Origin of the sequence: Thermoactinomyces mirandus, from assembly GCF_013868055.1 — a bacterium.
GTDB lineage: Bacteria > Bacillota > Bacilli > Thermoactinomycetales > Thermoactinomycetaceae > Thermoactinomyces > Thermoactinomyces mirandus.
Genome location: NZ_JACEOL010000009.1, coordinates 108,507 through 134,111, shown reverse-complemented (window position 1 = coordinate 134,111; position 25,605 = coordinate 108,507). Strand labels below are relative to the sequence as shown.

The window sequence follows — 25,605 nt, the reverse complement described above, 5'->3', positions numbered from 1 at the left end:
GAGTGAGCTTATGAATCAATCACAAGAAACTCCGGCCTGGAAGATGAATGGTTTCCTGATCCTGCTTTTGGATCTGGTTTTGCTGGTTGCAGGGGCTTATCTGATCATCATGGAAAATTTGTTAGGTGTTCTTTTTGTGCTTGTTTTTCTGATTTCCTTGCCGGGATTTACATTGATTCAGCCGAACGAAGCCCGTGTATTGCTGTTTTTCGGGAAATATGTGGGCAGTGTTTGCGAGGATGGTTTGTTCTGGACCAATCCATTCACTTTGAAAAAGAAAGTTTCTTTGCGTGTCCGCAACTTTCAAAGCGATAAATTGAAAGTGAATGACGCTGACGGAAATCCGGTATTGATTGGCGCTGTTATTGTCTGGCGTGTGGTGGATTCGGCCAAGGCGTTGTTGGATGTGGAAAATTACGGTTCCTTTGTCGCTGTGCAGAGCGAAACGGCCATCCGGACGATCACCGGCCGTTATCCTTATGATCGTCAGGATGAAAAAGACATTTCCCTGAGGACGTCTCCGGAAGAAGTGACAGACAATCTCCGTCTGGAATTGCAACAACGGTTGAAAATCGCCGGGGTCGAAGTGCTGGAAGCCCGGATCAGCCATTTGGCTTATGCACCTGAAATTGCTCAGGCGATGTTAAGACGCCAGCAGGCACAGGCGATCATCGCGGCACGAAAACAGATTGTCGAAGGTGCCATGAGCATGGTGGAAATGACGCTGTCCCATTTGGAAAAGCAAGGTGTGGTCCAATTAGATGAAGAAAGAAAGGCCTCCATGGCGAACAATCTGATGGTTGCTTTGGTATCGGAAAGAGAATCACAGCCTGTGATCAATACGGGCACCCTTTATACATGAGCAAGGAAAAAAAGCGTTTCTTGCTTCGCATTGACCATGCTCTCTATTCCTCACTGGAAAAATGGGCAGCCGATGAGTTTCGCAGTGTGAATGCACAAATCGAATTTATTCTCAAACAGGCTGTTAAAAAAGCGTGTCGCTATCCAAAGCAATCCGAAGATGATCACAAGGGAAAATGAGCAAAAATCTATCAATCTCGTCCAAACCAAATCACCCTTTTATTCATAACTAGAATAAAGGGGTGATTTTTCATGAGAACCAAATATCATTTTTTGTTCAAGTCAACAGTCCATCCGGAAAAAATAAAGGCACTGGGAGGTAATATTCAATATATTGGAAAATATTCGCCGGCTGTAATTGCTACCTTCAGACATCCGAAACAAATTCAAAAACTCCGCAAGGACCCCGAGTTAATCGGAATTTCCAGGGACCGTCCGTTAACCCTCCCTTACTATAAAGTAGAGAAGGTGTTTAAAGCATCGGTTCCCAAAAATGTTCCGACGAATGTGAGTAAACAGGTACTTCCCTGGAATATCGCCCGTGTGATCGGTAAACGGCGTTTAAACAGCGGCAGCGGTGTACGGGTGGGAGTAATTGATACGGGGATAGATTTCCATCACCCCGACCTGAAGGCCAATATCAAAGGCGGGGTGAACATTCTTTCCCCGTATGCCTCCCCGCAGGACGACAACGGACATGGTACGCATATCGCGGGGATTATTGGTGCACTGAATAATCAGTTTGGGGTAGTCGGCATTGCGCCAAGGGTATCTCTTTATGCCATTAAAGTGTTAAACTCGGCGGGAAACGGGACCATTTCCAACCTGATTCGTGGCATTGAATGGGCGATTGCCAACCGTATGCACGTTTTGAATATAAGTATCAGCGGTGGCAAAATGACAACGCCGTTACTGGAATATGTGATTCAATCGGCCGTAAAACGGGGAGTTATTGTGGTTGCAGCAGCAGGAAACACAGGAACGCCTGCCGGAAGCGGAGATACCGTTTCCATCCCGGCCCGGATTGAACCGGTCATTTCCGTTGCGGCCCTGAACCGGAATAACAGGCGCGAACCATATTCGGCAACAGGAAAAGTGGATCTTTCCGCCCCGGGTTCCCAGATTTTGAGCACCTATTCATATCGCCGGTTTGCTATTTTGAGCGGCACATCCATGGCCGCTGCCCATGTGAGCGGTGCGCTTGCCATTTACCGGGCTGCTTATCCGCGCATGGGATCACAGGAATTAAAAAACATGTTGTTTGCGCGGGCGATCGATTTACCGCCGGAAGGACGGGATTCATTAACAGGGGCAGGGCTGGTTCAGGCCCTGTAACCTACAGGAAATAATGCACCAGCAGTGTGGCAAACCCGAAATAGATCATCAAAGAAAGGACATCATTCAAGGTGGTGATGAGCGGGCCGGAAGCGGTGGTCGGGTCAATGTGAATTTTTTCGAGAAGAATAGGGATTATGGTTCCAACAAGGGTTCCCAGAATCAGGGTGAAGAAAAGGGAGCCCCCGATTACCAGTCCGAGATGGAAGTTTTTCCAGAATCCAATCGCGACAAAAATGACACCGCTGCATACGATCCCGATAATTGTGCCGGCTATTCCTTCATGGCGGATCACTTTCCCATAGTTTTTCGGGGTTAATTGGTCGCTGGATAATCCCTGAATGGTTAACGCCAGGGATTGGGTTGCCGCATTTCCTGTCATCCCGGCGATCATTGGCATGAATACGGTCAGGATGGGCAGCAGGTGAATGGTGTTTTCAAACAGGCTGATCAAATCGGCAGTAACGATGCCGATGGCCAGCAGAACAACCAGCCAGGGAATCCGTTTTTTTGCCGAACGGAGAGGATGTACAAACAGTTTTTTGTCCGGATGGATGGCTGACAGCTGTTGAATGTCTTCCTGGGCTTCTTCAATCAGCACATCAATGATATCGTCAACCGTTACGATTCCCAGCAACCGTTTTTTGTTGTTGACCACGGGAAGGGCCAGGAAATCATACCGGCTGAGAATTTTTGCTACTTCTTCCTGGTCCATTTCAGCGGGAACGGAGATCACCCGCTTATACATGAGTTCGGAAATTTTGTCTTCCGGTTGGGCAACCAAAAGGTCACGCAGTGACAGAACCCCCACCAGGCGCTGGTTTGGATCTGTCACATACAGATAGTAAATGGTTTCCGCAGAGGGGGCTGTTTTTCGCAGGATCCGGATTGTTTTCTCAACCGTATAGTGGTCAAGGATGCTGATAAATTCGGTGGTCATCAATCCCCCTGCCGTATCTTTTGGGTAATGGAGCAAGGTACGAACCTTGTCGGCTTCCAGATTTCTCATATTCCCGAGAAGAGCTGTCGTTTGGGTTTCCTCCAGTTCACTGAGCAGATCGGCTACATCGTCGTTGGGCATATGGTTCAACACTTGTGCCGACTTTTGGGAACCGAGGGATGCAATGATTTCTTTTTGTTCATGAAGGTCCAATTCTTCCATGAGCATGGCAATTTCCAGCGGCTCGAGGAATGTAAGCAAACGCTGCCGGTTAATTTTGCTTAATCGAAAAAAGAGCCTGGCCAGGTCATAGGAATGCAATTCCCCGATAAATTCCCGAAACGCCTGATTGTTTTGGGCCTGCAAATAAGTTAATAATTTCTTGTATTCCTTGTCACCGGTTTTTTGTTTGTTCATATAAATTACCCCTTGAATTTTGAAAAAGAGATCATAAGCCAAGCATGGTTTTACATATATTAGACTAACTGGTTGAAATAGGAGGTTTTAATAAAATGCACCATTTATTCTATCCCGCGTATGGTTGGCCTTATGGCTTCAGATATGGGCAGGTTTCATATACACCCGGTTATTTACCTTATTATTTCCCTTATGGTTTCAGTGTTCCGTTTTATCCGCCCTACCCTTCCGGCACATGTAGAGGTTTGCAGGGGAATGTCATGCATTGGCCCGGTTACGGGGCCCCTTATGCTCCGCCCTATCCCGGGATGTCATCTCCTATGGTACCACCAGAATCCCAAGGATATCAGTCACAAAAGCCAGTGATCGGCAGCAATCCGGCCTGGGAATCCCCGGAGTCACCAGAATCCCCATGGATGCGTGCTTACCAGAATCATGTGGAAAAAAACAAGGAGGAAGAAGAAAAATAAATTCTTGCAAGCGGAGGCGAACGCTGAAGTGTCTTGATCGCATCCTTGCAAGAAGACAGAACGGAGCCCTGAAAATCGACTTTCTATATTATTATCTCACCCTTTGTTCAAGACAAAGGGTTTTTTACTGGAAAAAACATACTTTATAAAAAGAATAGAGGCGGACAGACTACATGGAAAGAAGGAGGGAAGAGAATCATGCGAATTCCTGATGTTATTCGTGAACCTGAAATTAACCAGCCCCGTCAGCCGGAAATCATGACTCCCCGTGATCCGGAGCCGGCCCGCAGGGAAGAACCGCACACCCCTGACGGTGATCGTTCTGAACGCATCAAAAAGCCTGTCTGATTCCGACAGGCTCAAGCTGCACAAAGGCAACATGCTTCACGTTAAATCCATGCTTAAAGCCATTTCACTTCAGCATGCTTCACTTTGGGAACCGGTTGGATAACGAGAATGACAGCAGGATAAGTTATGACCTGTGCCACAAAATCATTTTCAGCAGGAGCTTTTTTGCTGGCATGAATGATCAGTTTGCTTCCCTGCTGCTCCGCTTTTTTGACAATAATTTCGTATCCGGCCATTCTTTTTTCACCCAAACTCAAAATTACATACATCTTTTTGCCAGCGGAAAGTAGCTGAATCTGTTCCTTGACGGAGTAAATCGCCTGTTGCGCCTGTTTGGCAAGGGATGGCGGAAGTTGATCGATGGCAATGACTTGATAAGGAATCTCCATTTTGTTTCCTCCTGGTTCAGGATCCGGAGCAGAAGCGGAGCAGGCTGCCAGCAATGGCAGAAGACAGAGAAGAAAAAGCCCTTTCCGGTTTTTCATCGTTGAACCTCCTGGAAAAGCTTTTATTGAACAGACGGGTTTCCATTATACCGGGTTTCAATTATTTTATCTCATAAATGATCAATAGTTACAGCCTTTACGGGTGAAAATAGATGTCAAGGGGTGGTGAATTTGCATGCAAAACCATTGATGGTCATGCGGAACGGAACCATTCTGGTTGAAAAGTGGAATACCGGCCCGGCGTCTGTTTTGCAAATGCTGGATTACTTTGCCAGACGGTTAAAAGAGACAGATCATCTGTATACCTATCAGTTGGATGAATATACTTTATGGCAGGCCGCCGCCAGCGGAATCCACCCGGATTTCCTGGTCGGGTGGCTGAAAAAGTACGCCAGATTTCCGTTGGATTCAGGATTTGTACAACAGATCAGAAAGAATATGGAACGGTTTGGCATGGTCCGGCTGGAAAAATACAACGAACAGTCTTTTCTCCTCCACAGCATGAAGAAATCCATTATTGAACGGATCAGCCAGATCCCCGGCCTGATGGAAGAAGTTCTTCATTTGGACAGGAATAACCTTGTTCTCCCGATGAAATACCGGGGGCGAATTAAAGAACAATGTGTCAAATGGGGCTATCCTCCCGTTGATGAAATTGGATATAGCGAAGGGGAATATCTTCATTTCCGGTTAAGAAAGCACTCTTCCTTTTCCGGTTTGCGCACCTATCAGCAAAAAGCGGTACAGACCTTTTGCCATCCGGCACAAAGATGGCTGTCCAGCGGTGTGATTCTGCTTCCGTGCGGATCGGGGAAAACCGTTGTCGCAATTGCCATTATGGGGAAAATTGGCAAAGAGACCCTCATCTTGACTCCCAATACGATTTCCTGTAAACAATGGGTGCGGGAATTGAGGGACAAAACCGATCTGCCCCGGGAATCAATCGGGGAATATACGGCAGAAAAGAAACAGATTGCCCCGGTAACCGTCACCACCTATCAAATGATGACCAAACGGGATTCCAAAACCGGAATTTTTCCGCATTTGCGGGTATTCGGGGAAAGAAACTGGGGATTGATTATTTATGATGAAGTTCATTTGCTGCCTGCTCCCATTTTCCGGGTAACGGCCGATTTGCAGGCAAAAAGGAGACTTGGTCTGACCGCTGCGCTGGTGCGCGAAGATGGTCGGGAAAAAGATGTGTTTACATTAATCGGACCTGTCATCTTTTCATCGCTTTGGAAGGAAATGGAGTCAGCAGGCTGGATCGCGGAAGCAGTCTGTCAGGAAGTGCGGGTTTCATTTCCTGCTGGACAGAAAGAAATTTACCAGGCGGCGGAAAAACGCCATCAATACCGGCTGGCTGCGGAAAACCCGCTCAAGATGGAGGTGCTTGAAGAGTTATTGGCCCGGCATCGGGGTGAACAAATCCTGGTGATTGGCCAATATATTGATCAACTGAAAAAGATTGCTGCCCGTTTAGGTTATCCGCTGATAACCGGAGCCACACCGCAAGCCGAACGCGAAAAATGGTATCAGCAGTTTCGGGAGAAAAAAATCTCCGTTTTGCTGGTGTCCAAGGTGGCCAATATGGCTGTAGATTTGCCGGATGCTTCGGTTGCAATCCAGGTGTCGGGAACCTTTGGTTCAAGGCAGGAAGAAGCACAACGCCTGGGGCGTGTTTTAAGGCCAAAGCAGACCGGACACAAGGCGTATTTCTATCAATTGGTGACAAAGGAATCAGTTGACCAGGAGTATGCCTGGCGAAGGCAGGCTTTCCTGAGAGAGCAGGGATACCGATACCAGGTTTTGGAGTGGGGAGGATAACTTTTATGCGCATCAATGAACTGGAGTATTGTTTAAGCCGGTTGCCTGACGAGGCGCGCCGTCATTTTGCTGCTCAGCTGGGTCTGAAGGGAAAAGTGTCGCCAGCAGAATTGGAGCAGACACTGATGGACCCAAACTATTATGCCCATGCTTTGAAACAAATGGACAATCAGGAACGAAAATGGCTGTGGTTTATCCTGTTCCAGAGCGAATTCGGCAAAATAAAGAAACAGGAACTGTATCCGCCGAAAAACCTTTCCCTTTCGTCGGTGGTGTTTCGGCAGCTCATGGGGAAGGCCTGCCGCAGGGGCTGGATAGTTGGTCTCAGGAACAGACAGCTGGAATTGGTGTATTATTGTCCAAAAGAAGTGCGGACAGGCTGGGCAAAAGCTCTTCTCAGGGAACAATCCCGGCAACCCCTGGATGAGGATGCGGTTACAACCCTTCACGCCAACGCCTTTATGGTCGGGCAAGCATTTTTCCACCTTTTGTCTTCGTTAAGCCATGAACCCTGGTTATTGAACAAAACAGGCAAAATTCCCCAAAAAGAACTCAGGAAAATGGATGTGGAGCTTGAACTGGAAGACATCCACCTATCCTGGTCCGGCTGGACCCATTTTTTGCTCGATGTTGCCCGTTCGTTGCAATTAATCGTTGAGACAGGGAAATATGCAAGGGTAAATAAAACCAGATGGATGAGCTGGTTGTGGCAATCATGGGAAGACTCGATCTCAATCTTATATGAAGCAGTTTGCCATGTCCTGCTGGAAAATCACCCCCGGGTGGAAGGATACCGGTTGATCCTGGAACAATTGCCAACGGGCAAGTGGTATGGGATAGAGCAGATTTGCCGCCAGGTGCAGATCTTGCTGGGGGTCAGGGATAGTCCGGGAACCGTTGAAGAGTTGCGGGACCATTGGCTGATCCCCATGGCCTGCATGGGATGGCTCGAGTTTGGGATGACAGAGGCGGGAGAACATTGCCTGAAGTGGCTCGCCTATCCGCCGCGGTCATGGGAAGACCCCGGCAATATTCCCGCATATCCGGAGTCGGAACTGGAAATTTATGTACCTTATCATTTCCCGTGGAACAGGCGATATGAGCTTTCCCAGTGGGCAGATTATATGGGTGGCGATTATATCCTGGTCTATGAAATCAACGAACGTTCGCTGAGAAGGTCTTTTCAATATGGGTGGACAATAGAAAAAATGACGGGACGGCTGGAAGCATGGGCAAACGGGGAACTGCCTCCGGTCTTTTCAGAAAGGCTCCGCGATCTGTGGGGGAGAATGGACGCGGTTTATTTGTCCACATGGACTTACCTGAAGCAATCAGGCAAAGCAGACGCTGAATGGGCGGAACGTTTGTCCGAAACGGATTGGGAAATAAGAAAATGCAGCAAATCGGAATGCTTTATCAATGCAACCCCGTCCCAAATCGCCGCATGGCTTCAGGCGCGGGGGAAGGATGTTTGCCTTGGGGAAAGGCGGCTGCCTGCTGAAGAAAAAATAAAAAGTGTCAACTGGGCCATCGATTTCCAGGGGTTAAAAGATTGTCGCGTTGAAACCCCCGATCTTGGGCGGACAAACAACTCTTTATCATTGCCAAAAGCCTGGTTTTCCGGTCCCAGACGATATGGCCCGGAGATGACCAGGGAAGTAGTCCGGCAAAGCGTTGCCCATCAGATTCCCCTGTTGCTGGTTCAGGATGGGCAAAAATTGGAAGTCTGTCCGGAAGATTTGTGTTATGAACAGGGAGAATGGGTGTTTGAGGCCATGGTCGGAAATGAGCAGAAAAAAGTGAAATTGGCCCGAATTCAGGCTCTCCAGCTGCTTTCCCCTTCTTCCTCATAAAATCAGGGAAAAACAGGCAAAAAATTTTCATCTGCGCTACAATAAGGAGGAGGGGGATCATTATGGCAACACTGGATATGTCAACCATATTGCTGGAAGCTTACCAATTGGCTGACGAAATTAATGAATCGCAGGAAGTGAAAGAATACCTGAAGGCTAAAGAGAATCTGGATAATGATCCTGAAGCGCAAAAGATGATTCAGGAATTTTATAAAGCGAACGACCGGTTTGAAGAAGCAAAACGATTCGGCAATTTCCATCCCGATTACAAAAAGGCGAAAGAGCAGGCACTTGCTTTGGAAAAAAAGATTCATGAATACCCGTCTGTCCATGCATATCTGGAAGCGGAGAAACGGTTGGATCAATTGTTGCATCAGGTCTCTTTAATCATCGCCCGTTCTGTTTCAAAATCAGTAAAGGTACCGGGAAATGACTGAGAAAGGAGCCAGATCCCTTTGGATATTTTGCCTATCCTTTTTTTGGTATACCTGGTATATTGAATAAGTTGAAGCAGAATGGTACGATATTATTATAGGCTGTTTGAACAATTGAATACTGCTGAAGCAATGAGATGGACCCTCCGGACACGTTCTGAAGAAAAGGAGTCACATAGAATGAATATGGTGGAAAGGTTAGGTTTGGCTGTTTGGGTCAAAGATCTGAAGTCAGCCCGTTCGTTGGGTCGCATGGGAAATATTCATTATATCTCCAAACGATTGAAGTATGTTTATCTTTATGTTGATGGGAAGACAGCAGACCAGATCATACATCGAATCGAAAGATTGCCTTATGTAAAGCGTGTGGAGAGATCACAACGAATGAACATTTGTTTTGACTTTAATCAACGGATAAATTCACAACAAATCTAGATACGAATATTTCTGTCACTTAGGTGACAGTTTTTTTGTTTTGATATTTCGATAACCGAAATTTATAATGTAGTGAAGGGAGAAGGAGTGACCGAAATGCCGGTTTGGAAACGGAACATGTATATTTTAATGGTATCGCAGTTCCTGGTGCTTGGAGCCATGAACATGATTATGCCATTTTTGCCTTTGTACCTGAAAGATATAGGCATGACAGATCCGGAGCAAGTCCAACTGTGGACTGGCTTAATTTTTGGGATCAACTTTTTCTCCCAAATCATTGTACAGCCCATTTGGGGGAATCTGGCAGATCGATTTGGCCGAAAAATGATGATATTGCGTTCAGGATTTGGCATGGTTATCGCAACATTTTTCATGGGACTTGTTACATCGCATTGGCAACTCTTTATTCTTCGCATGCTTAACGGGATTGTTTCAGGATTTATTCCTGCTTCAATCTCTTTGATGGCCACCAGTTCACCGAAAGAAAAAGTGGGTTATATACTGGGAATGATGCAGTCAGGAGCAGTAGCCGGCACAATATTGGGACCCTTTTTCGGCGGGATTCTGGCTGAATGGGTTGGCTACCGCAATAATTTTATTTTGACATCTGTCTTTTTATTTATAGCAACTCTGGTCGTTCTGTTTTTTGTGCAGGAAGAGAAAAAACCCGACCCCAAAGCCCGGAAAACATCTATCATTGAAGATGGGGCGTTTGTATTTCACCAACGCACTTTGTTGATTCTCTTTTCCGTCGGATTGTTGCTGCAATTTGCCAATGTCGGGCCCACACCTTTGATGTCCCTGTTTGTGGAGGAGTTGGGGGCAAGTGGACATGTCGCATTTCTGGCCGGCCTGGTAACAGCCATGACCGGTTTCGCGAATATGTTGTCTTCTCCAGTGCTGGGAAAAACTTCCGACCGTTACGGATCGGCGCGTGTATTGTTTATTGCCTTGATTGCTTCAGGTCTGTTCTTTATTCCGCATGCGGTCGTCCAAACCGTTTGGCAGCTTTTAATTCTTCGCTTCCTGTTGGGGCTTTGCATCGGCGGCTTGCTGCCATCCATTAATTCCCTGATCCGCCGTCACGCGCCAGCAGGGAAAGAAAGTACCGCTTACGGCTTTTATACCAGTGCCATGAGCGTGGGCAACATGTTAGGTCCGATCTGTTACGGAGCCATGGCCGGATTGTTTGGAATTCGCGGCATTTTCCCGATTACCGGGATCCTGCTCATCATCAATGCATTCTGGTTAAAGTTTGCCTTGCGAAAAAACCATCAGTATGACGGAGCACATAAACCGGTGAAATCTTCAGCTTGACAGGAAAACAGTTCCGAAAAAAGTTTTGGCTTGTTTCTTACCTCGCAACTTCCATACAATATAAAGTGATGAAGATTTGTGAGGAGAGATTCCGTTGAATTTTTTTCAGGACCTGAAACAGAAACTGGAGAAAAGTGTTGAGCAGGCTGGCCAAAAATCACAAAAAATGTTGGAAATCAGCCGCTTAACACTGAGAATCAAAGGGAAAAGAGAAGATATCGATCATCAAATCGGCAAATTGGGATGGCAATTATACCGGTATTGGGAAAAGAACGGGAAAATTGAATTGACGGATACGCTGCGCTTTTCCCTGGAAGCGATTCGCAGCCAGGAGGAGCAATTGAAGATTCTGACCAAGGAACTGGAAGAGTTGAAGAATAAGGAAGTGGTTCCCCGCAAGACTGCAGAACGGGTTCAATTGGACGATTTTCCACAGGAAGGGATGGTTCTGGAAGAGAAGCCGGGCGATTCGGTGGGGATCATTCCTTCAGTTGTTTATATTTGCCCTTTCTGCGCGCATCAGGTTGTTCCAAATGCTTCCGGTTGTCCCCATTGCCATAAACGCTTCTATTGAGGAGGGATCGTCAATGAAGCAATCCGATCACCGCAAGATGGTTGCCATGCTGAGTGATTTGAAGGAACGGGCACTGACAAGGGAAGGAGAGAAAACAATCATTGACCAGTTTAATGACAAGATTGCCCGCGTGGGAGGAATTCAGGCTGTCATCCATAAGCTGAAAGTGATGTACAACTATTTTCGTGATCCGCGTGTCAGCAAGATGAAAAAAGGATTGGCCGGAGCGGCCTTGCTCTATTTCATCCTGCCAACTGATATCATATTTGACTGGGTGCCCCTGATGGGGTATGTGGATGATATGACTGCGGTTCTGTTTGTTTGGCGTCTCCTTTCCAAAGAACTGGATCAATTTGAACGCGACTGTGAACAAACGAGATAAAACAAGGTCGAAGTAAGAAATCAAAAGAAGTCATTTTTTGGAAAATGGCTGATTTCTTACTTTTTTTATTCCTGCAGTTTTGCTACAATAAATGAAGAATCTTGCAGAACTTTGGGTGTCGGCAGCTGTTTTTTTCGACAAAAACAACCAATTCTTTCTATCATACGGATCGGCATAAAAACAGGATGAGCAGAGTTTTTTGAAAAAAATGGAGGCTTGAGTACATATGAGGGTGAGGAAAGGGGAATCAGGATGAACAGATCTGTTTCCATTACCGTAACAAGCGGAAAAGGTGGCGTAGGCAAGTCAACCACAGTTGCATCACTTGGTTTGGGATTGGCCCAGTTGGGTTACAGAGTCTGCCTGGTGGATACGGATATCGGGTTGAGGAAACTCGATTTGATGCTGGGACTGGAAAATCGCATTGTCTACGATTTGGTTGATGTGATCGAAGGGGTAAGCACAATACGGCAGTCGCTTGTCCGGCATAAGGAATATAATGATCTCGCACTGTTGCCTGCAGCACAGACAAGATACAAGGAAGAGGTTTCGCCATCGCAGGTTCAGGCTATTGTGGACCAGTTACGATCAGAATTTGATTATATTCTGATTGACTCACCCGCCGGAATTGAAGGGGGATTTCGCAACGCTATCGCTGCCGCGGACCGGGCCATTCTTGTAGTAAACCCGGAAATTCCCTCTGTCAGGGACTCAGACCGGGTAATCGGTTTATTGGAATCTGCCAATATTCAGCGAATCGATTTGATTGTAAATCGCGTTCAGCCCGGGATGGTAAGAGATGGGGACATGTTGAGTGTCGAACGGGTGCAAAGCCATCTGGCAATCAATCTGTTGGGTGTCGTTCCGGAGGACAAACGCATTATCCGTTCGTCCAATACCGGTGAACCTGTAATCCTGGACAGCAAATCCTTGGCCGGCAAAGCATTCAGCAACATTTCGCGCAGATTGATCGGTGAGGATGTACCGTTTATGGAATTGGAATCTTCCACAATCATTACGAGAATCAAGCGGTTGTTTCATATCGCTTGATCAGAATAGGGGCGATCAGGATGGCTTTTTTAAATATGTTTAGCCGGGACAAAGACGAGCCGACTGCCATGACAGCTGATGATCGTTTATCGCTGGTGCTTAGCTATCAAAGATCCGATATTGATGAGAAAAAAATAAAGCAATTTCGTGTTCGTCTTATCGAATTGTGCGATGACTTCGGTTATGATGTGGTCGGTCAGGTAGAAGTCATTCCACAGTCAAAAGATAGAAAGACAATTATTAATGCAACCATTCCCGTAAAATTGAAGGAACCGATATAAAAGCACGGACCAATATGGGTTCGTGCTTTTATGTTTTCATAAAATTTTATTTAATAAACGCCGTTCCAAAAAATCAACGATATGGGAGGGAAATGCCTTATCTTCCGTTAAGGTAAACATGGCGATGGAAACACGTGTCGTACCGTATTTTCGCATGATCGCGATCAGTCTTGACCGTGCATCATTATTGGGCCGTCCAAATTTTTTTTCGAAAGCTTTCAGAACCATTTCTTCTTCTTCCTCAGCCGTAAGCATTTGATCGGAACCGGAGTTTGAAGAGGAAATAAGGGGCTGGGGATATGTATTTATACTGTCTTCAGTTGTCAGCCGCTGTTGATCCGTTGCGGATATTTGCTCCCCGGTATGATTGGATGGCACGGGGTACAGGCTGTTTATTGAAGTCTGGTTAAATGGCCAGTCCTGCAGGCTTCGGCGGCGTCGGGGCCTATGTACAGGGAGATGTTTAAACTTTTCAGGCTGTTTCCGCCTTAACGTGTAGATCCGTTGATAAATGGCTCCCTGGGTACGGGAAAGCTTTTTCTCCAATTCGCTGATCGCATTGGAAAGCGATTTGCCTTCTTCAAGAAACTTGTTTACAGTATTGATGACAAGTGCTTCCTCTTCTGGATCCCAGCTGTTCAGACGATGGGAGTTGTCCGCCGAATTTTCGTAACAGTGGAAACGATCTGGATATTCGGATCTCAGCTTCCGAACATGAGACATAATCCCTGAATATCCACGGTTTAATTGTTCAGACAGTTCTTTGAGGATTTCCCGTTCTTTTTTTGTTGATCGCTTCTATAATCAGTTCGTTTTCCTTGTCGGTATATTTCCCTTTTTTTGTTTCAAAGAACATTCGGTGCAAACTCCTTCCGAAGCATAATTCTTCTTAAAATCTTTACTTATAAATATAACAGAAAAGACATAATCTTTTCCACTACTCATTTTGGAAACATTCCTGTAAAGTGAGATCTACAGAGAGAATAAGCTGTTTTCTTTTTTTATAACAGGAAAATTTAAGAGATTGCTCGTGAAATTATATTTTAAAATCATTTTCTTTATGACGAGGTATGAAATAGGAAAGTTTTGCCTATAACCCTTATTAAGAGAGAAAAAAAGTTAACATGATTTGATATTCTGTGAAAGGGGCGAAACGATGAATCAAATGTCGATCCAGGAAATGAGTTCTCTTTTGTTTTCTCGCATTCCAGCCAAAAAAGAGAAACCGGTTCGCAGGGATCAGGAGCCCCCTCATCGCCATTGGAACGAAACGGAGCGTGCAGCACTGGTAATTTTGTGGGGACTGCTCGTTTATCCGAAATTGGACCCCGATTTAAGAGAAGAACATCCTTCGGATGCAGTATATATTGATCAGTTGGTCCATATGTTTCAGGATGTTTTGGGTAACAAAAATCAATGCCATAAAATTTTGGCGAAACTGCAGGCGCATGACTATATTCGCTTTCGTGACGAAACGCGGGTTATTCCTGGAACAGGTTTGTTTGCAGCAGTTGATGCGGCGAAAATGTATAAATATTTTCGCTCATCCGTTTTATCCCGAAAAATATTTCAACTCATTTATTCAAACGATTATCATCCTGAAAAAAATTGAACACATCAGGCATCTCTTCCCGAAACATGCAGGGAGGTCCTGCCCGAAAAAATGACCCCAGTAATTACTTCAAAGTAATTCTGGGGTCATTCCTGTTTTAATGATTCAAGGAACAGACGCAGGGTTTTCCGCTGGTCCGGTGATAATTCCAGGGCAACGTGAATAAGATGTTGAATGTCTTCAGGCAAATGGTGAATAAATGGTGTTTGTTGCCCAAGCTGGTTGATGAGCTGTTCGATCAGGTTGCGCGATTCATTAATGTGTTTGTAGGTCTGGATCAATATTTTTTCTGTCGGTTGATTCATCACAATTCATCCTACTCTGTTTCAGAATGAAGTAAATCATCAATTTCCTTCTTGATACACATCAATTCATCGTGACTCAGTTTATGCAGGTCACGGATCATCATTTCAAGTTTCATAGAGCGGAATTCTTCGAGAAAGGATGGCATATATTGGGGGTTGATGGACATCACATATACTCCTTTCATGTTTGTATAAAGTGATCAGATTATCATTTTATCAAAAAATCGACGCAGGTCAACGTTGGTTTTTAGCCGTATCCTTTATTTTTTGTCAACTCTTGCAAACTTCTTCGCTGTTTTTCGGTGAATCGGACAAACTCTTTCTTGATTTAGACAAATTTTTTGGTTTACTTTTTTTAACCGCTGGGTAATTAAAAAATGATAACTTCTAATACTTGAATTCTAAATGAAAAGAATTGAGGTGCTTCGCATGATCGAACAGTTAAAAGCACTGGAAGAGCGTCTCTATTCCATTCAGCAAGAATATTTATTGGCTAAGGAACGACATGAATTTTTGGCACAATATGACCTTTATGAAGAATGGAAACAATTGAAAAAGCAGCAAAGTGAACTGAAATCACACTTGGGGCTCAATTAAACAATAAACGTTTGAAAATAGTCAGCCAAAAAGAGCTGGCTATTTTTCATGGGATTTCTCAAAATTTGATTGCACGAAATTTATTGACAAACAAATAAGATCATATTATTATGGCATAAGATATTTATTAAAACTAATAAAAAACCGATCTTCTTATCCAGAGAGGTGGAGGGACTGGCCCTGTGAATCCTCGGCAACGGGCTCATTTTGAGTACTGTGCCAATTCCAGCAAGCGCTTGTGCTTGGAAGATAAGAAGAGGTTTTCAACGATATGAACATGAAGACCTCTTCGCTGGAATGAAGAGGTCTTTTTCTATTCAAAAAGGAGCGAATGAAATTGAAAAACAAAGGAAATCCATGGGCTTTGTTGCCTTTCGTCATATTTTTGGCTCTGTTTATCGGTGTCGGCGTTTATACCCGTGATTTTACAAAAATGCCTGCCATCATTGCCGTTTTGATTGCATCGATGCTGGCACTCTTGATGAACAGGCAAATCTCCCTGTCCGACAAAATGAAATTGTTTTACCGCGGTGCGGGACATCCGAACATTATCATGATGGTATTGATTTTTCTGTTATCCGGGGCATTTACCGCAATGGCCAAAGGAATGGGCGCCGTTGAATCAACCGTAAATCTGGCGCTCTCTGTCCTGCCGCCTAACTTACTGATGGTTGGGCTGTTTGTGATCGCCTGCTTCATTTCCCTGTCGATGGGAACATCGATGGGAACGATTGTTGCCCTGGCCCCGATTGGCGTGGGCCTCAGCCAGCAGGCGGATATTTCTCTTGCCTTGTCCATGGCTGTAGTTGTCGGGGGAGCGATGTTTGGAGACAATCTGTCTTTTATTTCCGATACGACCATCGCTGCCGTAAGCACACAAAATATCAGAATGAAAGACAAGTTCAAGGTCAACTTTCTGACCGTTTTGCCAGCCGCTGTCGTCACCGCAGTCATTCTTTACTTTATATCCGGAGGAAGCGTGGCAAATGTGGCCAGCCATCCTTTCTCCTTGATTGAAACCTTGCCGTATATTGCCGTTTTGGTTACAGCGTTGGTCGGTGTCAATGTATTTGTTGTCCTGGTTCTGGGGATCGTTTGCGCCGGATTGATCGGCTTCTGGGAAGGGAACTATACCTGGCTTACTTTGGTGCAAAAAGCGGAAGAAGGAATTACGGGAATGCAATCCCTCTCCATATTGGTTCTGCTGATCGGAGGAATGGTGGAACTGATCCGTTCGTATGGAGGAATCCAGTTTCTGCTCGATTTCCTTACACGCCGGACACGCAGCAGGAAAGGGGCCCAATTCAGCATTGCCGGGCTGATCAGTGTAACCAATCTGTGCGTTGCCAACAATACGATTTCCATTATCATAGCCGGACCTTTGGCCAGGGAAATTTCCACAAGGTTTGGGATTGACAGCCGGAAAACGGCCAGCCTGCTTGATATCTTTTCATGCAGCGTACAAGGGCTGATTCCGTATGGACCGCAAATTTTGCTGGCGGCCAGTGTAGCTTCCATTTCTCCGGTAAGCATTCTGAGTTATTCTTATTACCCGATTCTGATTGCCGTTTGCGCCGTATTGTCTATTTTGTTCCGTTTTCCCCGGCTTCGTGCCGTCCCGGCCAAACAGGAAGTAGCCAGAGCAAATTAATATGGTTTGATGTGAGCCAGTCCTCCATCTCTTGGACTGGCTTTTTTGTTTGGAGCGAACAGCCAGATTCTTGATTTCCAAGGATTTAACGCAATGTTTTACAAACTATGATAATTAAGTGTTTATTTTATTTTTAGAATAAAAAGTACTAAAAAAATAATAAAATCAACATATTAATTTGTATATTTTGAATTAACAGTAAGTTAATATATGAATACGTTCATCATCTATTAACAAACACAAGGGAGTGATGAGATGGGGATCCTGCGAATTGGCCGAATTGAACTGAAAGTTTTGGATCTGGAAAAGTCAGTTGACTACTATACCAACCTGATCGGTCTGGATGAAGTCGGTCGGGAAGAAAACCGGGTTTATTTGAAAGCCTGGGATGAATGGGATCACCACAGTGTGATTCTGCGGGAAGCAGACTCACCGGGAGTTGATCATATTGCGTTTAAAGTTGAATTCGCCAATGACATGGAGCAATTTGAAAAAAGAATAGAACAGTTTGGCTGTTCGGTTACCAGGGTTCCAAAAGGCAACCGGTTGGGAGAAGGAGAAACGCTGCGCTTTGAAATTCCGACAGGCCATATTGTGGAACTTTACCATGAGATCGAGTGCGTGGGTACAAAAGTGGGCACCTTGAATCCCCATCCCTGGCCGGATGATACAAGAGGAATCGCACCGCACTGTTTTGATCACTGCCTGTTAGCCGGCGAAGACGTAGAAACGGCTACCCGTTTCTTTACGGACGTACTGAACCTCCATATAAGTGAAAAAATTGTCTCCACAGATGGCAAGGAGCTGTTGGCAAGCTGGTTGCACGCCCCTAACGGTAAGCCCCATGACCTCGCGTTTATCAAAGGCCCCGATAAAAAGCTCCATCATGCCGGTTTTTTTGTTGACAATTGGTATGAAGTACTGCGGGCTGCCGATCTTCTGAGCCGGAACAATGTACCGGTTGAAATCTCTCCGACCCGCCACGGGGTGACCAGAGGCCAAACCATTTATTTCTTCGACCCGTCCGGAAATCGCAATGAAACCTATACAGGCGGTTACACAGCCTACTATGATCAACCGACGATCACGTGGACAGAAGACAAGATTGAACAGGGCATCTTCTATCACCTCAGACAAATGGTTGATTCTTTTGGAAAAGCATTAACTTAATCTCCGGAAAAAGGGGGAAACACTGTGCCACTGATTCAGGTGCATATTCTTGAAGGACGTACGGCGGAGCAAAAGGAAGAACTGATTGAAAAAATGACCAATCTGGCTGCGGAAGTCTTGGATTCCCCGATCGAAAATGTACGGGTGTTAATTCATGAGATGCCTTGGGAGCACTGGGGCATTGCCGGGCAATCTGTCAAAAAAAGAAGGGGCTCTCGATAGAAAGGAGGATGGTTATGTCAGCGGAATCTGCTGTCCGGAAAACGATTCGGAAACAGCCATTTGACTGGAAGACGAAAAATGAATATGAAGAAGTGACACTCAGGCAGCAAACCTATCTGCACTTTCAATACAGAAGCAATTATGATGACCGGGATTATGAACTTTATGACCCGCGCTATACCCGTTTGAAAAGTTCCGACTGGGAGGGTTTTCGCGATCCGAAACGGTTCTGGTACACCACTTATGTCAGCAATCGGAGAAAAATGGCGGAAGAAGTCGAAAACGGATTTTCCTACGCCACCCAGCTCGGGATTGTCAAAAATCTCCCGGAACATTGGGTGAATGCGTTAAGAGACCTGTATACGCCTTTGCGTCATCTGGAATATGGTGAAAACCTCCAGATGCAGCATGTGGTACGTTATGCCCTGGGAACTCCAATCGAACAGTGTGCCACTTTCCAGGCTTTTGACAAGACCGGACGGGCCCAGTGGATTTCACTCTGGGCGATGAACATGGAGGAGCATCACGGGGATTTTCTGAAGCACGGAAAACAGATCCTGATGAATGAACCGGCCTTCCAGCCGCTGAAAAAATACGTAGAAGAGATTCTGGTTACCGATGATTGGGCCGAAGTGATCCTGGCTGAAAACCTGACCCTGGATGTCTTGCTCGGCAATCTGATGTATCAGGAATTAAACAATGAAGCGGTCAAGGTTGGGGATACCCATCTGTCCATTCTGAATCTGGTCATCAATAAACAGATGGACTGGCATCGGGACTGGGCCTTTGCCCTGTTCAGCTATCTGGCGAAAGACCAGGCCAAAAGCCGTTGGGATTATTTGAAATCACTGGGCTATGGTGACTGGCAGGGAGATTATCGCTGGGGACTTATCATCAGCGATCCGCGGGAAACGCCGGAAGAAGAATTGTCCAATGTGGAAATCATCGGCGAATGGGTAAACAAATGGTATCCCAAAGCATACGGGGCAGTTCTTTCTTTGTCCCCGTTGTTTGAAAAACACAACATCGGGATTGATCTGGAATCGGCCCTGAAGAAAATTGAAAGCGATATTGTTGCCAGAACTTACAAAAAATATGGATTGCCATTTAAGCCCGTGAATCATTGATCAAGAAGGAGTCGAGAGGTATGGAAACCAAAGCGGCTTATGTGGGGATGGACTTGGATACCAGCGGTGGTGATGTGGTAGAGGCCATCATTGAAGCAGTGGAAAGAGACAATGAAGGCGTCGTAGTAGAGGATTTTACCGTTTATAAGAAGGTAAAGGCTCCCGGAAAACTGTTGGTGCGCCGCGAGACGGTGGAAGAATGTCTCGGCAGGGAGTGGGAAATGGATTCACTCCAGCTCTTTATGTCATCGTATTTTGGATTTATCAGTGATTGGGATGAAGATCAATTGATTATCCATTGGGAAAATGTATAGCAAAGGAGGCAGGATGGATGGCGGCCAGGATGGGGTTAAAGCAGAAATATCACGCCATGACCAGGGATCTGATGTGGGATTCCCAGGAGTTTGACATGAAACGCGTCTATCCTTTGATTGAAAAAGAGGGGATCATACTCAAGGACCCCAGCCGGTGGGAAGATCCGTTTCGCATGGCCTACAACCAGTATGTGAAAGTGCAGGCGGAAAAAGACCTTCTGTATCACGCGGTGCGAAACGCCTTTGAAGCTAACGAGGGACATGCCAAAGTCGTCGATGCCCGCTGGTATGAAGGGGTAAAGGCTTTTGCCATCGCTGTCCAGCCGGCTGAATATCAGGCCCACCGCCTGATGGCCTATATCGGGCGCAACATCCCGATTGAAGCAATTCGTTTTGCTACCATCAACCAGTGTCTGGACGAGCTGCGCCACGCGCAAATTGAAATCAAGCATTATGCCCATATGAGCAAGAAAATTGACGGTTTGCACGCTTATGCCCAAACCAACGAAAATCTGTGGTTTAACACGGTTACCAAGTCTTTCTTTGAAGATGCGCTGTCAGCAGGACCCTTTGAAGCCCTGGTGGCGATTGCCTTCTCGTTTGAGTATGTATTTACAAATATTCTGTTTCTGCCTTTTGCTACATCCGCAGCAGCAGTGGGGGATGATAACTTCGTTGCTGTGGGAAAAAGCGTACAGTCGGATGAATCCCGCCATATGGCGCTCGGAATGTCGGCATTGAAAATGCTGTTGGAAGAGGACGATCGCAATGTGCCAATTATTCAGAGATGGCTGGATAAATGGTATTGGAGAGCATATCGCATCTTCTCGGTGGTAGCCACTCTGATTGATTATTATCCGCGGATCCGCCCCATTTCCTGGAAGAGAGCGTTCAAAACATATGTAGAAGATCAGGTATTTGAAGGGCTGTTCAAGGACTTCAGAAAATATGGCATCCGTTTGCCGCTTCATGCCGAAGACAGCATTAAGGAAAAAGAACATTATTCCCATGCCGTCATGCGCATTTTAAATCATGCCAAACATGTCAACGCCTTCAGGGGTTTCCGGTTACATCCGGATGATTATGAATGGCTGTCCAGTGAATATCCGGATACGTTTGAACGTTACTATGCCCCGTTCTTCAGGAGGATGGACGATCATGTCCTGGCGGTGGCAACTCCGGGAATTCCTGCCATCTGCACGGTATGCCAGATTCCGCTGGAGTTCCCTGATCCGGATAATCCGACCAGATTCTGGACGCAGTACAGCGAATACAACAACAAAACCTATATGACCTGTTCTCCGGGATGCAAACATATTTTTGAACAGGAGCCGCACAAATATGCGCAAATATGGTGGCCGGCCGAGGCATATGTCAGCGGGGAGTTTGGTGAAAACCTCCCTGACGATCTGTTTAAATACTTTGGCTTCGCTCCGGAAGAGGCAAATGAATATTACTCTTCCAGAGATTATGAACGCTGGCTTCAATACCGTAAACAACTTGGATTGGATCAGATTTTTACAGGAAGATAATCCGGAAGGTGGTGAAATGTATGCCCAATTATCTGAAGGACTCCAATCACTTGTTGATATGGCCTGTATTTAAGGAAGTGACCGAAAACGATCTGTTCATTTGCAATATTGGTGTAAGGGCCCGGTATGACATGACGGGTGAAGAATTGCTTCAGGCATGCGTCGATGCCTGGCAATTGGATAAAGACAAAAAATACCGTCTTCGTTTGATCCGGCCAGATCAACAGGTGGACATTCCACCCGATACAGTCATTAAGGAAATTGGAATCAGAAACGGGGATCCTCTGGAGATCATTTCTTGTTAGTCAGTTCCTACCCTCTTTAAGGGGCAGCACTTAAAGAGGGTAGGAGGTACAAAAATGATCGGAAGGGAGATGTCATAAGATGAGCATCGTCGAAACAGGTCAAAAGACGTATGAAGTAACATTGGAGCCGAGCGGAAAAACCATGTTCGTCAAGGAAGGGCAGACCTTGCTGAATGCGGCGATCAGAAACGGTATCCAGATTCCCTACGGATGTCGGCACGGAAGCTGTTCTGCCTGCAAGGCACAAGTGCTCGAAGGGGAATACCAGCTGATGGGCCGCGTTTCGGAATATTCGCTGATGAGTTTCGAACGGGAGGAAGGTTTTATTCTCCTGTGCAGCACGGTTGCCGAAAGCGATCTGGTCATCGAGGTTGAAGAAGAAAAGTCGGACGAGCCATTCTTTCCGGTTTACGATTTCGAAGCGACGGTAGTGGAAAATGTTGAGTGTACTCCGGACATTCATAAAATCACATTAAAACTGGAGACACCCGAAGAGTTTCCATACGCCGCCGGCCAATTTTGTGAATTTGCCATTCCCGGTTGCGATGAAACCAGGGCTTATTCGCTGGCCAAACCTTATGCGAAAGATGGCATTATGGAATTTCATGTGAAACGGATCAAGGACGGAATCGGCTCCAACTACATGTGTGATCTGAAAACAGGTGATAAGGTGATCGGTTCAGGACCTTACGGAAAAATGCGGCTGCGGGACCGTTCCAAAGATCTGGTCTTTGTGGCCGGCGGTTCCGGAATGGCGCCAATCAAATCCCTGATCGAGGAACTGTTTTCCGATCCTTATGAAGGAAAGGCCTGGTTCTTTTATGGAGCCCGCACGGAAAAAGATCTGTATTTGCTGGATGAATGGAAAGAAATGGAGAGAAAGTATCCCAATTTCCGGTTTATTCCCGCCCTTTCCGATCTGGAGTCCGGGGAAACCTGGGAAGGCGAGAAGGGATATATTGCCGATGTTGTCAAACGAACTCTGACTGATATGAAAAACATGGAAGCTTTCTTGTGCGGACCGCCCATCATGATTGAAACAACGATCGATGTGCTTAACCAGGGAGGGGTAAGAGGAGCTGATATCCATTATGATGAATTTTAAAAATTGATTAAAAATATTGATAAATAAGAGGTTACTATGTTTAAAATAAAAGTGATAGATGATCATCATCGTACTTTTTATTGTCAGAATGGAGAAAGTCTGTTGGATGCGTTGCAAAGGCATGATGTGAAAATCCCTTTTGCCTGTCGGGGCGGGGGATGTGGATTGTGTAAAGTTAAAATAGAGACAGGGGAGTTCGAAAGAGGGCCAAGTTCCAAAGAAGTGTTGCCAGATGAAGAACGGGAGCTGAATTATACACTGGCTTGCAAAACTTATCCCAAAAGCGGGATCCAAGTTCGTATTGGCATCGATTGAAATTGAAATTTCATTGGTGGTGGAAGTATGGAATCTTTCAGACTGGAGTTAAACCAATTATATTCAGATGGAAAAAATGACAATGTCAGCTACGAGCGTGTGATTACCATTCCAATTTCCGCCATGGGAACGTTGCGCACCGAACTGATTGAAACACTTGGTCGTGAGCGCGCCAAAGGTTTTCTTCTCCGGTACGGATGGCATTGCGGCATGTGTGACGGTAACAAGGCAAAGAAGTTAACCTGGAAGAACGATGAAGAACTGGTTCTGGCCGGCCCCCGCCTGCACACGTTGCATGGGCATGTACACGTGGTTCCGGACAGGATTGAGGTGGACATCGGGCAAGGGAGGATTTACCTGGAGGGCTATTGGAAAAATTCGTATGAAGCCAGGGAACAGATCAGACTGTTTGGAGTCAGCAAGAAACCGGTATGCCATTTCCTGTCCGGGTACGCGAGCGGATATCTGTCCACCGTGATGGGCAAAAAAGTGATTGCCTATGAACTTCAGTGCGAGGGGATGGGGGATTCCGAGTGCCACTGGGTTTGCAAAAGCGTGGAAGACTGGGGAGAGGAAATTGCAGAGGAACTCAAGTTTTATGAAGTAAACAATATCATTGATGAGTTGGATCAGACCTATAAAAAATTAAAACATGAGCGTGATAATTTAAGCAAAGCCTATCAGGTTCACCGTAAGTTAATGAAAGAAATTCTTCAGCAAAACCATCTGATTTCCATCGCCAATGTTTTATATCAAAGCATGGGGATCAAGGTATTGATAGAGGACAGCCATTTGGATCTCCTGGCAGCAGGCGGAGTGGCAATGAAAGAAGCGGAAAATTATTCCAAACAATTCAAAAAATCATTTAATACTGACGATTTGGTGCAAACTTCTTTCCTTGTCGTTTCCAAAAATCACCGCAGGCTGATTACACCGATTTATTTGCGGCGAAAAGTGATCGGATACTGTTCTTTTCTATATCAGGACTCCTATCCTCGTGAAGTGGACAAGTTAATCCTGGAACAAGCTGCCCTGACCTGTTCCCTTCATATGCTGAACGAACGAATCCGTGTTCAGGTTGAGAACCGGATGCGGGGAAATCTGCTGGAAGATATATTAAATCATCGCATTACCCAGGCAGAAATGATCAAGAGAACGCGTCTGATCGGTTTCAACTGGAAAAACTCAGGCCTGTTCATGATTGCTTTTAACCAATTCATCAACCATCAGACCATTGAGGATGAACTGGAATTTAACGACCGGTTTATTGTCAATCTGTTAAACTTTTTCAAGCATCGGAACCTGGATGTCCTGATCGGCCAAAAGGCCGGCCATGTGGTAATCCTTCTGGTGGAAAACAAGGAACTGGAGAATCCAGGGAAAAAAGAGGAATTATGCCGGACATTGATCCGCTATTTTTCAAAAAGGTATAAGGGTTGCTGCTTTAAATTGGGTATCAGTTCAAGCTCCTGTGATATCAAGGATGTTTCCAACCTGTATGAGGAAGCGCTGGCGTGCCTGAAAATAGCGGACAATAATGAAGATGTCATTTTTTTTGATTCCCTCGGGATCGTCGGGATTCTCTTCCAGACTAGGAACCTGGACGGACTGCGCCGCTATGCGCATAAGATCCTGGGCAGTCTGATTAAAGAAGACAAGCCCAAAAATATGCAATTGACCAAAACCCTGTATCACTATTTAAACAATGCCTCCAATATTCACAAAACGGCCCGTGCCATGAATTTTTCGGTCAGCGGTTTGAGATACCGCCTGAATCGCATCACGGAAATCCTGCAGGTGGATCTTACCCAGCCGTCCATGATGCATCAGATTTATTTGGCACTTCAATCCCTGATCGTTTTGGGAGAATTGGATATTCGCGAAGGAAAGGCGGGACAGCAATGAAGGCATTTTACAAAAAACTCTCGATTTCTGAAAAAATTGTTACCAAAATGATGGAAGCGGCATGCCGGAAGGCCGAGGAACTGGGGATTAAAATTAATGTGGCCATCACCGATGACGGGGGAAATCTGAAAGGGTTTATGCGAATGGATGATGCCCCCCTGCTCAGCGTGGAAATTTCCCAAAACAAGGCGTATACTGCAGCAGCATTCGGCATTGCCACATCTGAGTGGTATCCGATGATCAAGGATGAACCGGAACTGCTCTATGGCATTGTCCATACGGACAGGCTGACCATATTTGGCGGAGGGATTCCCATTGTCATTGATGGGCAATTGGCGGGAGGAATTGGCGTCTCCGGCGGAACCGCCGAACAGGATGCCCTTTGTGCAGAGAGCGCCTTAAATGTTGTAAAACAGAATCTGTAACCGATCAATTGTTAATCGTCAGCAAGATTGATAGAAAAAGGAGAGATCAG

Annotated in this window: 32 protein-coding genes and 1 riboswitch; of the genes, 27 read left to right on the top strand and 5 right to left on the bottom strand. The window is 45.8% G+C overall.

Annotated elements, in window-relative coordinates; genetic code table 11:
• Positions 1–10: 10 nt before the first annotated feature.
• From H2C83_RS03700 to H2C83_RS03690, 3 genes are all read left to right on the top strand, one after another.
• Positions 11–862: an SPFH domain-containing protein gene (locus H2C83_RS03700; protein WP_181737876.1), complete on the top strand. Its 852-nt coding sequence runs from the start codon at positions 11–13 to the stop codon at positions 860–862.
• Complete coding sequence (locus tag H2C83_RS03695; RefSeq protein ID WP_181737874.1) at positions 859–1,041, top strand: type II toxin-antitoxin system antitoxin; 183 nt, start codon at positions 859–861, stop codon at positions 1,039–1,041. The genes H2C83_RS03700 and H2C83_RS03695 overlap by 4 nt, the downstream gene beginning before the upstream one ends.
• 72 nt (positions 1,042–1,113) lie before the next feature.
• Complete coding sequence (locus H2C83_RS03690) at positions 1,114–2,196, top strand: S8 family peptidase (RefSeq protein ID WP_181737872.1); 1,083 nt, start codon at positions 1,114–1,116, stop codon at positions 2,194–2,196.
• Between the two features lies 1 nt (position 2,197).
• Here the strand turns inward: H2C83_RS03690 and mgtE are convergent, their stop codons facing one another.
• Complete coding sequence (gene mgtE, locus H2C83_RS03685; RefSeq protein ID WP_181737870.1) at positions 2,198–3,553, bottom strand: magnesium transporter; 1,356 nt, start codon at positions 3,551–3,553, stop codon at positions 2,198–2,200.
• 320 nt (positions 3,554–3,873) lie between these two features.
• Here mgtE and H2C83_RS03680 point away from each other — a divergent pair, with 320 nt between their 5' ends.
• Together H2C83_RS03680 and H2C83_RS03675 are read left to right on the top strand one after the other, a co-directional pair.
• Positions 3,874–4,023 carry a hypothetical protein gene (locus H2C83_RS03680; protein ID WP_181737867.1) on the top strand — a complete coding sequence of 50 codons (150 nt, stop codon included), beginning with the start codon at positions 3,874–3,876 and terminating at the stop codon, positions 4,021–4,023.
• A gap of 198 nt (positions 4,024–4,221) precedes the next feature.
• The gene (locus H2C83_RS03675) at positions 4,222–4,371 is read left to right on the top strand and encodes a hypothetical protein (RefSeq protein ID WP_181737866.1); all 150 of its coding nucleotides are present in this window, start codon (positions 4,222–4,224) and stop codon (positions 4,369–4,371) included.
• Between the two features lie 53 nt (positions 4,372–4,424).
• Here H2C83_RS03675 and H2C83_RS03670 read toward each other — a convergent pair whose 3' ends face one another.
• Positions 4,425–4,856 carry a protease complex subunit PrcB family protein gene (locus H2C83_RS03670; protein ID WP_181737864.1) on the bottom strand — a complete coding sequence of 144 codons (432 nt, stop codon included), beginning with the start codon at positions 4,854–4,856 and terminating at the stop codon, positions 4,425–4,427.
• 132 nt (positions 4,857–4,988) lie between these two features.
• Here H2C83_RS03670 and H2C83_RS03665 point away from each other — a divergent pair, with 132 nt between their 5' ends.
• From H2C83_RS03665 to H2C83_RS03625, 9 genes are all read left to right on the top strand, one after another.
• On the top strand, positions 4,989–6,644 hold the full coding sequence (locus H2C83_RS03665) for a DNA repair helicase XPB (RefSeq protein ID WP_246333712.1): 1,656 nt from the start codon (positions 4,989–4,991) through the stop codon (positions 6,642–6,644).
• Between the two features lie 5 nt (positions 6,645–6,649).
• On the top strand, positions 6,650–8,497 hold the full coding sequence (locus H2C83_RS03660; RefSeq protein WP_181737862.1) for a hypothetical protein: 1,848 nt from the start codon (positions 6,650–6,652) through the stop codon (positions 8,495–8,497).
• 62 nt (positions 8,498–8,559) lie between these two features.
• A complete protein-coding gene (locus H2C83_RS03655) occupies positions 8,560–8,934 on the top strand; it encodes a YlbF/YmcA family competence regulator (RefSeq protein ID WP_181737860.1) in 375 nt (124 codons plus the stop codon).
• A 177-nt stretch (positions 8,935–9,111) separates the two neighbouring features.
• Positions 9,112–9,366 carry a YlbG family protein gene (locus H2C83_RS03650; RefSeq protein ID WP_181737859.1) on the top strand — a complete coding sequence of 85 codons (255 nt, stop codon included), beginning with the start codon at positions 9,112–9,114 and terminating at the stop codon, positions 9,364–9,366.
• 96 nt (positions 9,367–9,462) lie between these two features.
• Complete coding sequence (locus H2C83_RS03645; protein ID WP_181737857.1) at positions 9,463–10,683, top strand: MFS transporter; 1,221 nt, start codon at positions 9,463–9,465, stop codon at positions 10,681–10,683.
• A 94-nt stretch (positions 10,684–10,777) separates the two neighbouring features.
• Positions 10,778–11,257 (top strand): hypothetical protein, encoded by a 480-nt coding sequence (locus H2C83_RS03640; RefSeq protein ID WP_181737855.1) that lies wholly within the window; start codon positions 10,778–10,780, stop codon positions 11,255–11,257.
• A gap of 13 nt (positions 11,258–11,270) precedes the next feature.
• The gene (locus H2C83_RS03635) at positions 11,271–11,639 is read left to right on the top strand and encodes a YkvA family protein (RefSeq protein WP_181737853.1); all 369 of its coding nucleotides are present in this window, start codon (positions 11,271–11,273) and stop codon (positions 11,637–11,639) included.
• A gap of 252 nt (positions 11,640–11,891) precedes the next feature.
• Complete coding sequence (minD, locus tag H2C83_RS03630) at positions 11,892–12,689, top strand: septum site-determining protein MinD (RefSeq protein ID WP_181737851.1); 798 nt, start codon at positions 11,892–11,894, stop codon at positions 12,687–12,689.
• Positions 12,690–12,709: 20 nt separating this feature from the next.
• On the top strand, positions 12,710–12,970 hold the full coding sequence (locus H2C83_RS03625) for a cell division topological specificity factor MinE (protein ID WP_181737849.1): 261 nt from the start codon (positions 12,710–12,712) through the stop codon (positions 12,968–12,970).
• Positions 12,971–13,006: 36 nt separating this feature from the next.
• Here H2C83_RS03625 and H2C83_RS03620 read toward each other — a convergent pair whose 3' ends face one another.
• The gene (locus tag H2C83_RS03620) at positions 13,007–13,693 is read right to left on the bottom strand and encodes a hypothetical protein (RefSeq protein ID WP_181737847.1); all 687 of its coding nucleotides are present in this window, start codon (positions 13,691–13,693) and stop codon (positions 13,007–13,009) included.
• Between the two features lie 433 nt (positions 13,694–14,126).
• Here H2C83_RS03620 and H2C83_RS03615 point away from each other — a divergent pair, with 433 nt between their 5' ends.
• Positions 14,127–14,582, top strand: a complete 456-nt coding sequence (locus H2C83_RS03615; RefSeq protein ID WP_181737845.1) for a hypothetical protein — start codon at positions 14,127–14,129, stop codon at positions 14,580–14,582.
• Between the two features lie 86 nt (positions 14,583–14,668).
• Here H2C83_RS03615 and H2C83_RS03610 read toward each other — a convergent pair whose 3' ends face one another.
• On the bottom strand, positions 14,669–14,887 hold the full coding sequence (locus tag H2C83_RS03610; RefSeq protein ID WP_181737843.1) for a hypothetical protein: 219 nt from the start codon (positions 14,885–14,887) through the stop codon (positions 14,669–14,671).
• An 11-nt stretch (positions 14,888–14,898) separates the two neighbouring features.
• The gene (locus tag H2C83_RS03605; protein WP_181737840.1) at positions 14,899–15,054 is read right to left on the bottom strand and encodes a hypothetical protein; all 156 of its coding nucleotides are present in this window, start codon (positions 15,052–15,054) and stop codon (positions 14,899–14,901) included.
• 238 nt (positions 15,055–15,292) lie between these two features.
• Between H2C83_RS03605 and H2C83_RS03600 the strand changes: the two genes are divergently transcribed.
• The 12 genes from H2C83_RS03600 (at position 15,293) to H2C83_RS03545 (ending at position 25,555) form a co-directional block, all read left to right on the top strand.
• Entirely contained in the window at positions 15,293–15,484 is a 192-nt protein-coding gene (locus H2C83_RS03600) for a hypothetical protein (RefSeq protein WP_181737838.1), read from the top strand.
• Positions 15,485–15,634: 150 nt separating this feature from the next.
• Positions 15,635–15,740, top strand: a riboswitch (SAM riboswitch).
• A gap of 75 nt (positions 15,741–15,815) precedes the next feature.
• Complete coding sequence (locus H2C83_RS03595; protein WP_181737836.1) at positions 15,816–17,135, top strand: Na+/H+ antiporter NhaC family protein; 1,320 nt, start codon at positions 15,816–15,818, stop codon at positions 17,133–17,135.
• A 255-nt stretch (positions 17,136–17,390) separates the two neighbouring features.
• Entirely contained in the window at positions 17,391–18,305 is a 915-nt protein-coding gene (locus H2C83_RS03590) for a catechol 2,3-dioxygenase (protein WP_181737834.1), read from the top strand.
• Between the two features lie 24 nt (positions 18,306–18,329).
• Positions 18,330–18,527, top strand: coding sequence for a 4-oxalocrotonate tautomerase (locus tag H2C83_RS03585; RefSeq protein ID WP_181737832.1), 198 nt, complete (start codon positions 18,330–18,332; stop codon positions 18,525–18,527).
• Positions 18,528–18,541: 14 nt separating this feature from the next.
• Positions 18,542–19,654, top strand: a complete 1,113-nt coding sequence (locus H2C83_RS03580; RefSeq protein ID WP_181737829.1) for a ferritin family protein — start codon at positions 18,542–18,544, stop codon at positions 19,652–19,654.
• 20 nt (positions 19,655–19,674) lie between these two features.
• Positions 19,675–19,968 (top strand): MmoB/DmpM family protein, encoded by a 294-nt coding sequence (locus H2C83_RS03575; protein WP_181737827.1) that lies wholly within the window; start codon positions 19,675–19,677, stop codon positions 19,966–19,968.
• Between the two features lie 17 nt (positions 19,969–19,985).
• Positions 19,986–21,500 carry a YHS domain-containing protein gene (locus tag H2C83_RS03570; RefSeq protein WP_181737826.1) on the top strand — a complete coding sequence of 505 codons (1,515 nt, stop codon included), beginning with the start codon at positions 19,986–19,988 and terminating at the stop codon, positions 21,498–21,500.
• 20 nt (positions 21,501–21,520) lie between these two features.
• On the top strand, positions 21,521–21,805 hold the full coding sequence (locus H2C83_RS03565) for a hypothetical protein (protein ID WP_181737824.1): 285 nt from the start codon (positions 21,521–21,523) through the stop codon (positions 21,803–21,805).
• A 79-nt stretch (positions 21,806–21,884) separates the two neighbouring features.
• Positions 21,885–22,910, top strand: a complete 1,026-nt coding sequence (locus tag H2C83_RS03560; protein ID WP_181737821.1) for an NADH:ubiquinone reductase (Na(+)-transporting) subunit F — start codon at positions 21,885–21,887, stop codon at positions 22,908–22,910.
• 36 nt (positions 22,911–22,946) lie between these two features.
• The gene (locus H2C83_RS03555) at positions 22,947–23,225 is read left to right on the top strand and encodes a 2Fe-2S iron-sulfur cluster-binding protein (protein WP_181737819.1); all 279 of its coding nucleotides are present in this window, start codon (positions 22,947–22,949) and stop codon (positions 23,223–23,225) included.
• A gap of 27 nt (positions 23,226–23,252) precedes the next feature.
• On the top strand, positions 23,253–25,130 hold the full coding sequence (locus H2C83_RS03550) for a XylR N-terminal domain-containing protein (RefSeq protein ID WP_181737817.1): 1,878 nt from the start codon (positions 23,253–23,255) through the stop codon (positions 25,128–25,130).
• Entirely contained in the window at positions 25,127–25,555 is a 429-nt protein-coding gene (locus H2C83_RS03545) for a GlcG/HbpS family heme-binding protein (RefSeq protein WP_181737815.1), read from the top strand. Before H2C83_RS03550 ends, H2C83_RS03545 begins: the two co-directional genes overlap by 4 nt.
• Positions 25,556–25,605: the final 50 nt, after the last annotated feature.